The organism is Brunnivagina elsteri CCALA 953 (assembly GCF_002289455.1).
Lineage (GTDB): Bacteria > Cyanobacteriota > Cyanobacteriia > Cyanobacteriales > Nostocaceae > Brunnivagina > Brunnivagina elsteri.
The window spans coordinates 1-7,760 of sequence record NZ_NTFS01000325.1; the positions used below are offsets into that span (position 1 = coordinate 1).

Annotated in this window: 7 protein-coding genes; 4 read left to right on the plus strand and 3 right to left on the minus strand. The window is 35.1% G+C overall.

Translation table 11 applies throughout. The features are described from left to right. The first annotated feature begins 312 nt into the window (after positions 1-312). The 3 genes from CK510_RS22605 (at position 313) to CK510_RS22615 (ending at position 2,314) form a co-directional block, all read left to right on the plus strand. Complete coding sequence (locus tag CK510_RS22605) at positions 313-447, plus strand: Photosystem I reaction center subunit IX (protein WP_095723837.1); 135 nt, start codon at positions 313-315, stop codon at positions 445-447. A gap of 336 nt (positions 448-783) precedes the next feature. Further along, the gene (locus tag CK510_RS22610; protein ID WP_095723832.1) at positions 784-1,299 is read left to right on the plus strand and encodes a photosystem I reaction center protein subunit XI; all 516 of its coding nucleotides are present in this window, start codon (positions 784-786) and stop codon (positions 1,297-1,299) included. A gap of 583 nt (positions 1,300-1,882) precedes the next feature. Then, positions 1,883-2,314 (plus strand): hypothetical protein, encoded by a 432-nt coding sequence (locus tag CK510_RS22615; protein WP_143289387.1) that lies wholly within the window; start codon positions 1,883-1,885, stop codon positions 2,312-2,314. 203 nt (positions 2,315-2,517) lie between these two features. Here CK510_RS22615 and CK510_RS22620 read toward each other — a convergent pair whose 3' ends face one another. The 3 genes from CK510_RS22620 to remA all read right to left on the minus strand — a co-directional run bounded on the left by CK510_RS22620 (position 2,518) and on the right by remA (position 6,948). Next, entirely contained in the window at positions 2,518-5,250 is a 2,733-nt protein-coding gene (locus CK510_RS22620) for a hypothetical protein (protein ID WP_095723834.1), read from the minus strand. Between the two features lie 627 nt (positions 5,251-5,877). Further along, the gene (gmk, locus tag CK510_RS22625) at positions 5,878-6,501 is read right to left on the minus strand and encodes a guanylate kinase (protein ID WP_095723835.1); all 624 of its coding nucleotides are present in this window, start codon (positions 6,499-6,501) and stop codon (positions 5,878-5,880) included. Positions 6,502-6,681: 180 nt separating this feature from the next. Then, the gene (gene remA / locus CK510_RS22630; RefSeq protein ID WP_095723836.1) at positions 6,682-6,948 is read right to left on the minus strand and encodes an extracellular matrix/biofilm regulator RemA; all 267 of its coding nucleotides are present in this window, start codon (positions 6,946-6,948) and stop codon (positions 6,682-6,684) included. 718 nt (positions 6,949-7,666) lie between these two features. Here remA and CK510_RS22635 point away from each other — a divergent pair. Beyond that, a partial coding sequence (locus CK510_RS22635; RefSeq protein WP_143289388.1) for an extracellular matrix/biofilm biosynthesis regulator RemA family protein occupies positions 7,667-7,760 on the plus strand: 94 nt, incomplete at its 3' end.

Genomic DNA, 7,760 nt, shown 5'->3' on the forward strand with positions numbered 1-7,760 from the left:
ATACATTCCGAAAATCTCAAACCCTCGTCATTGCGTTCGCGCAGCGTGTCCGTAGGACTTGGAACGAAGCAATCGCAATATATATTTAGTTTTGCGTAACTACTTATCCTCCAATTTCATTATTTTGTTTCATGATTCTGTTCATGACTCTGAAATAGGGGGAGATTTCAACGGGTAAATCTCAACGACAAAATCGTAAAATCTGTCTTGGAATTTTGAGATGGCGAAAACCTACATCTGTTGGTAACGTCAGTTCTTTACAGGGCTGAAATTACCATCTATTTTCCGTAATTTTTTTTGGGAGTTAGAACCGTGCAACAAAGTGACTTTCTTAAATTCTTATCAATCGCACCAGTAACGCTGTTTGCTTTGCTGATTTTCACAGCCGTAATTTTGATAGAGTTTAATAGTTTTTTCCCTGACCTACTTTTTCACCCAATGCCCTAGTTCTGGCATCTGAAAAATAGGCATTACTTTTGAATAAAAACCTGTGACGACTGGGGGTTAAAATATTATTTTTTAACTCCTAGCCGTAATTTTGGATTATTTCATTAGAAGTTGATGGAATTTTTTATTAAGCTTTTGAATTATTAAGCTTCTTACATAAAAGCTAATATTTGCGATAAGCGTCGTCAATAAATTCAAATATTAAGTACGAACTATATAAATATTAACTATTAAATTAAGTTTTTTAAACAGAGCTAACGGAAGCATACTAAACTTCAATTATCATAAAGATAAAATCTTGCCAAATTTAGAGATTATTTAGAGGCAGCATAAAACATGCAAGCAGTTGACGCATCAAAAAATCTTTCCAGTGACCCAAGAAACAGCGAAGTCGTTTTTCCAGCAGGTCGCGATCCACAGCAAGGTAACTTGGAAACCCCAATCAATTCTTCTCCATTGATTAAATGGTTCATCAATAACTTGCCTGCCTATCGTCCTGGTCTAACTCCCTTCCGTCGTGGGTTAGAAGTTGGGATGGCACATGGTTATCTGATCTTTGGACCATTTGACGCACTAGGTCCACTACGAAACGCAGAAAATTCTAATTTAGCTGGCTTGCTCTCCAGTATTGGTCTAGTTGTCATTTTGACTGCTTGTCTGTCACTGTACGCAAATAGCAACCCAGATAAAGCACTCGCAAGCGTCACAGTACCCAAAGTGCCTGATGCTTTTAGCTCAAAAGAGGGCTGGAATAACTTTGCCAGTGCGTTTTTAATTGGTGGTATCGGTGGTGCGATTACTGCTTATTTTCTAGCTAGCAACTTGGGTCTTTTCCAAAGTTTCTTCGGCTAGTTTTAAGTTAATTGAATAATAAGGAATTGGAGTTTGAAACTCCAATCCCTTTATTCTGGATACAAATATTCTTTTTGCAGAGACATAGTAGTGTTACGTCTCTCTATTTGCGTTATAGTAAGCCACAAAATGAATGATCCTGTGTTGTCATGCTGAGGAACGCGAAGCGCGTACGTTCCACCCTGCGGGTAGACGCGCAAGCGGCTTCTGTAAGTAGCAAGCTACGGAATGACATTGAGCATTTCTTTCTGTGGAGTTCTCTTACAACCTGCAAAGAAATCGCGGTATATCTTAAATTACGATGTTCGGTGAAGTGGGAGAATCGAAAGGTGATGTTATTCAGAAAAAGTTGTATCAAAGAAAGAAGTAAGTCTTCTAAATATTTTTATTTTCTACTCAGAGTATAATTTAACTTCAAACAATAGTGTAAATACGTTAAATTGCTGTAAAAAAATATGGTATTTATTCATTTGAATCCGGGTTTGTTCCCATACTTCAGCATTTGTTAATAACACAGTGATTACACTTAATTATTTTTGTGAATACTGTGCCTTCCCTAACATATCTATGAAGGATGATTTCGATGAAATTTAATACAAAACTCGCTGTTACTTTGTTTGTTGGTGCTTCTAGTTTATTTGGTTTAGCCTCAACAGCTTTTGCAGGTCCTGTAGGAGTATCATCAGTTGAAAAGGGAAATCCTGAAGCTTACAATTCACGTAATGCTGCTGCTGCCGCAACATTCACACAAATCGATGTTGGAGGTGTAAATTTTGTTACTGGTGCAGCTTCCGCAGCAATCGGTAAAACTAGTGCCTCTGCTACAGCTACAACTGCTACAAATGTTAGCATAGGAGGAGGTTTTGGTGGAGAAGGTTTTGGTTTAAGTGGTCAAGCAGGTTCTGTTAATTCTGCGACTGCAATTGGTAGTGATTCTGATGTCACTGTAACTGTTGGTGGCACTGTAGCTGGTAGTGGTACTGAAACTGGTGAAATTAAATTGAATAGCTACTAATCGGATAAAAACTAAACGTGGTGCGATCGCAATATGAAGCGCTAAAATTGCGATCGTATTAACCCTTGTAAAGACGCTCCACTGGATGGAACGTCTTTATTCGTATGTACTGATATTTTGAATCAAAATGATACAAAAGTAGACTGAGTTTATAACACCTTTAATAAACTCAGTTTTTTAGTTGTCTCTATCTATAATTTTATCTAGAAATTACCTTTCAAAAAAAGCGTAAAAGTATTATTCCCAACACCTAAATTATTATTTCCGCTATCAGTACCAAGTTTATATTCGTTGTTATTCCAAGAGAAGGAAAGAATAGGGCTATTTTGATTTTCACCGAGTTTAAATTTCGCTTCCATTCCATAACGAGAACGACTCAAACTTTCATTAATTGGAGTGTAATAACCTGAGAGTATAAAGTTGTTATTGAACTTAATTGTTAAATCAGTTCGCAAAGTATTCTGAATAGAATCGGGTAAGATACCACCAAAATAGTTAAGTAAACCAAAAGAAACATTTCCCATATTAGCTCTTGCTCCTAAAATGACAGAATTTATTGGGGAGTTAAATATAATTCCACCAATATTTGTGTCGCGATCGAAAGCATAATTTAATCCAGTTGATAATAGTAAATGAGAATTTTTACTCAAATTAATTTTTTGACTGAGATTAGCTTTAATATTACTGTAATAGTCATAATCTGGATTGGTATAAGCAATTCCTGCGACTGAGTAAGTTAAGCCTCTCAAAGTATTTTTAGTATAATCTAAGCCAAGATATGCATTAACATTATCTCCAGCCAGAATACCACCATAATATCTAAAAATATCCTCAGCACCTGTAATATTGCCACCGATACTTAGGTGGGGAACATAACTTGTTTTCTCTGTAAATTGGCTAGAGCTAATCAAATTTGCATCTTGATTAAAGATTGTCAGATAAACCTGAGAATAGAAATTATTCAAAGTTTGTGTTGAAAAGTTTTGTCCATTAAAACTAGATGAAAAATCAATATTTGAATTTGAACCTCCTTCTGCACATTCTGAATTTATCATTCTACTAGGACTAGTTAATTCATAATTAAATATGCTAATAAAAGTACGTTTAGTAACTGGTGAAAACCCAAACCACATACTTTCAAAATTAGCAGCAGCAGCTTGTCTCATATCTATAAGTTTCTTTTTGGGAGTTAGAGCACGTCCAATTCCAGCATGATAAATAGTAAAACTATTTGCCGGAATCCATGCATTATTAGCAGCAAAAAATAAGTTTCGATTAATATTTTTGTTCGGTGGATTTACTCCTCCAGTAATTTCCGGCTCGGCATCTGGGAAAATCAAATGACTTAATTGTAAGGCTGTATTTAGCGATATATTTTTATCATCTAATACCAATCCAAAACCGCGAACCGTACGACCAATTACAGCTTCTGTATCATTGACTTTTATAACCTGTCTAACTGTAGAATAAAAACCTGCTGGTCTATTTTCAATACTTTCATTTCTCGCAACAGAAGTTTTATTTGATTGAGCATTTTCAAAAGTACTACCGACATTAGGAAATAATAAATCTAAACCTACTTGTTGACCATTTTCTCCCAATTGAAAACCAGGCTGTTTAATAGCATCGAATGATTCTTGTGTTACTACTTCTCCAAATTTAGAAGGTTGCAAGAATTTAGTCGGAAATAAAGTCTGAGGATTGAGGGAATTTGCTTCTGTTACCAAGCTAGGAGTGTAGGCACATAAGCTGTCTGGGTTAGCTCCTGGTAAAGTGCAAGAAGCAATCAAACTTAATTGAATTTGTGTGCCGATTAAAGTTTTTGGCTCTTTTATATTAATTGTGCTTTCGCTTGTTGTTCTTACCATTTGTAGTTGTAGATAACTGCCCGTTTGCTCGACGGTAAAAATATTATCTTTTGTCAAATTTTCTGTAATTTGACTGTTTAATCGAAAAATTGCGTTAACATCGAAAGTCGTATTTTGAGCATCACCAAAACTTAAGCCACTAATAACTTCCGATTCCGATAAATGATTAATTATTCTGCCATTGAGTGGGATAGTGGTTGTGAATATTTTTACTTGGTTATTCGGAATAGTGCGAGGTGGAATTATGTAGTTTTCATTTGCTTGAACATTTTCTTTTCTCTCTTCCTTTACATCTTCTTCAAACCAAGGTGCATCTAATATGATGAGATTATTTGTACTATCAAATTTTGCATTAATATTAAATATTTTTTGCAAGTCAGTAATAGAAAATACTAAACCTAATTGAGAGTCTTTGTGAATTTTTTGCTTTTCTATATGTGTGACAAATCCAGATGTAATTAACTCCAACTTACCATCTGGTAAGTTGGTAATATTCAGCTTTAAAATTTTGATTACCTCATTATAAGGTAATAGCCATTCTCCCAAATTAACCGTTTGGGAATTATCTTGTTTAGCACTGACTAAAATACTTGCGATCGCACTACTATTTTTTAACTTAATTTTCACCATCAGTAATTTAAAATTGTTCTTTATCTCAATACCTTTCTTTGAAAAAGAGGGTTTATTTTCATTCTCTGGAATAGGATTATTATTACTTTCTAAAAAAGATGAATTTATAATCTTTTTTTCTGCCACTATTGGCTTTTTATCACGAAATTCTAATTCTTTCTGCTGCGGTTTTAATTCAGAAAAACTGGCATCATTGAAAATAGTTTCTGGTACTGTGAGATTCGTTATATCTTTTTTTGAATTATTCTTGACATCTTTAGAAGAATATTCTGGAGCAAAATTTTCCAGATGATTAAATTCTGGGGAATTAAGTTCTGAAAAGTGGGAAGATGTAATATTTTCGGCAATATCTGTAAATCTGGAATGAGTCGCAACAATAATTTCAGATTCTGAATTAGTCTTAGCTTCTAAGTCAGGATAATATATTAGATAATTCATATTTGGCAGCTTCTAAAGCAATAATAAGTAATAGATAAATTCAAGCTTTTTGAAGATGCTTAATAAAATAATTAATTATCGAAATCGAAATATTTATTACTCTCAAACCCTGAATATAAACACAGAAATATTCACACTAGTACAACAGGATGAAAATAAAACTAGCATCTAAAATGCCTGAAAAGCATATAGAATATTAGTCATATCTTTTTATTGTCACCTTGCTGTACTAGTGGCTTTTAAAATTACGGTAATTAATTGACTTACAACCGTGAAAACACTAGTCTTACTTTTGTATTTGCGTAAAATTATTAACATTACCGGATTATTCTGGAGATGACTACTTAGTTTCACGGTAATTTTACGAATTTATACGCTTTCTTGCTGGGATAAAATAAAATAAAGGGTGGGAAAACCCCACCCCTACAGGCTTTTTGATTGAAAATTCTAATGTATTTTATTTCGGCGTACTTTATTTTGTCTTGATGATGGGCTGAATTAAGACAAAATAGTACAAAAGCTTGACAAATCCAAATAAATTAGGAGACAGCAAAACTATTATGAAATAACTTCCTGATGTCCCCTAATTGTTTGGAAATTTATAATAACTATCTTTTTTAGCTACTTCTAGCTATTTTCTTTACAAGGCTGGAGATTATCCAAAGCCTCTTCGATTGAACGTAAAGCCGCTTCAAAATCGTCATTGACAATTTGAATGTCAAATTCCTCAGCAGCGTTGATTTCGTCTTGGGCACGACGCAGACGACGAGCGATCGCGTCTTCTGGGTCTTGTCCACGACCGCGTATTCGCTTCTCCAACTCGTTTATTGAAGGTGGCAAAATGAAAATGCTGAAAGCTTCCGCGAAGGAACTACGGATTTGTCTAGCTCCTTCGAGTTCGATTTCTAGCACCACAGATTTGCCCGAATTTATTTGGTTGAGAACGGCTTGTCTAGGAGTACCGTAGTAGTTGCCAGCAAACTCAGCCCACTCCAGGAATTCGCCACTAGCAACTAATTTTTCAAATTTGCTGCGGTTAATAAAGTGGTAGTGTTTGCCGTCAGTTTCTCCCGGACGAGGGGGACGAGTCGTCGCCGAAACCGAGTAATATAGTTCCGGATGACGCTGGAGTAGCGATCGCATTAAAGTGCCTTTCCCGACTCCACTTGGACCAGTTAAGACAATCAATTTGCCTTGTGACAGGCATTTTTTCGTAGTAGCACCATTCTGGATGGATAAAAGTTGCATCATCCGCTCAACCCCATGAATCAATCAATAGACATTATTCATTAGCTATGCATCACTGTTAAGTTGACAGGATGACTATTGGCTAACTTTTATTGGTAGCATCAGTGACAGATAAACTATTCTAATCCACATCGTACTACCGATACAAAATAAACAGGGTGGGGATTTAAACCCACCATTTATCTAATTATCTACAGTTTGATGCTCCCGTGAAATCACAAAGCGATTTGCTACCGTTTCCGGCTGAATCGCCGAGAGAATTACGTGGCTGGAATCTGTAATAATTACAGCCCTAGTTCGACGACCGTAAGTTGCATCAACCAGTTGTCCGCGATCGCGTGCATCGGTAATGATGCGCTTAATCGGGGCGGATTCTGGACTGACAATGGTGACTACTCGGTTCGCTGATACAATGTTGCCAAACCCGATGTTAATGAGCTGAATGTCCATAAAAATACACTGACTTTCAACGTGGTGTGAGGAAAGGCACGATTGGCTACAATCCTTGTCGCGTTTTGTGTTGATACACGATTCCCGACTACACGGAATGCCGAATTGCATTTTTTTAAACAATGCATGTACGGAAATGCCAATTTAATTGTGCCTTTACTAAAGTACTATTTTTCATGTTATCCTCAAAAAATCGCAGTTTCAACGCCAAATTTCCCGTTCTTCAATTGTTTTTAAATAATGATTGCTTTTTTTTTACCTTTATCAATCAAGTTTCCTTAAAGTCTTCCCAAAGATACAGGTAAATTTTGATGAATTAGTTACATATAGATTATAAATTTTTATCGATTATCAAGATAATTGCTACATAAATTTTATATTCACCTATGATAAATACTTAGACTAATTATTTATTAATTATTCTTAATTACTCTAGTTAGCTTATGCTTCATTGGTTCTAAACAGCTTGCAAAAACAAAACTTGAAATCATAGAATTTAAGATTAAGTATTTTTTTAAACCTTCACTACTGATTCATTTTTATAAATTATTTCCATAGAGTCACAATCTAAGACTAATTAATACAAATAATAAAGTTACTAAAATTTATCAAAGCTCCTGGAAGTTATGAGCGTTAGCAAAACTCTGAAAATTAAGATATAACCAGTGATTATCTTTGATTATTTTATTTTGATATAAATGCTAAATACTTAAAAAGCGTGGTACTGAAAGATACGAATATTGTCTCAGCGAACCGAGTAGTCACCATTGTCAGTCCAGAATCCGCCCCGATTAAGCGCATCATTACCGATG

Excerpts from the sequence above, each read along its gene's own strand:
- CK510_RS22615 (WP_143289387.1), top strand. The coding sequence starts at position 1,883 with ATGAAATTTAATACAAAACTCGCTGTTACTTTGTTTGTTGGTGCTTCT.
- CK510_RS22610 (WP_095723832.1), top strand. The coding sequence starts at position 784 with ATGCAAGCAGTTGACGCATCAAAAAATCTTTCCAGTGACCCAAGAAAC.
- gmk (WP_095723835.1), bottom strand. The coding sequence starts at position 6,501 with ATGATGCAACTTTTATCCATCCAGAATGGTGCTACTACGAAAAAATGC.
- CK510_RS22620 (WP_095723834.1), bottom strand. The coding sequence starts at position 5,250 with ATGAATTATCTAATATATTATCCTGACTTAGAAGCTAAGACTAATTCA.
- remA (WP_095723836.1), bottom strand. The coding sequence starts at position 6,948 with ATGGACATTCAGCTCATTAACATCGGGTTTGGCAACATTGTATCAGCG.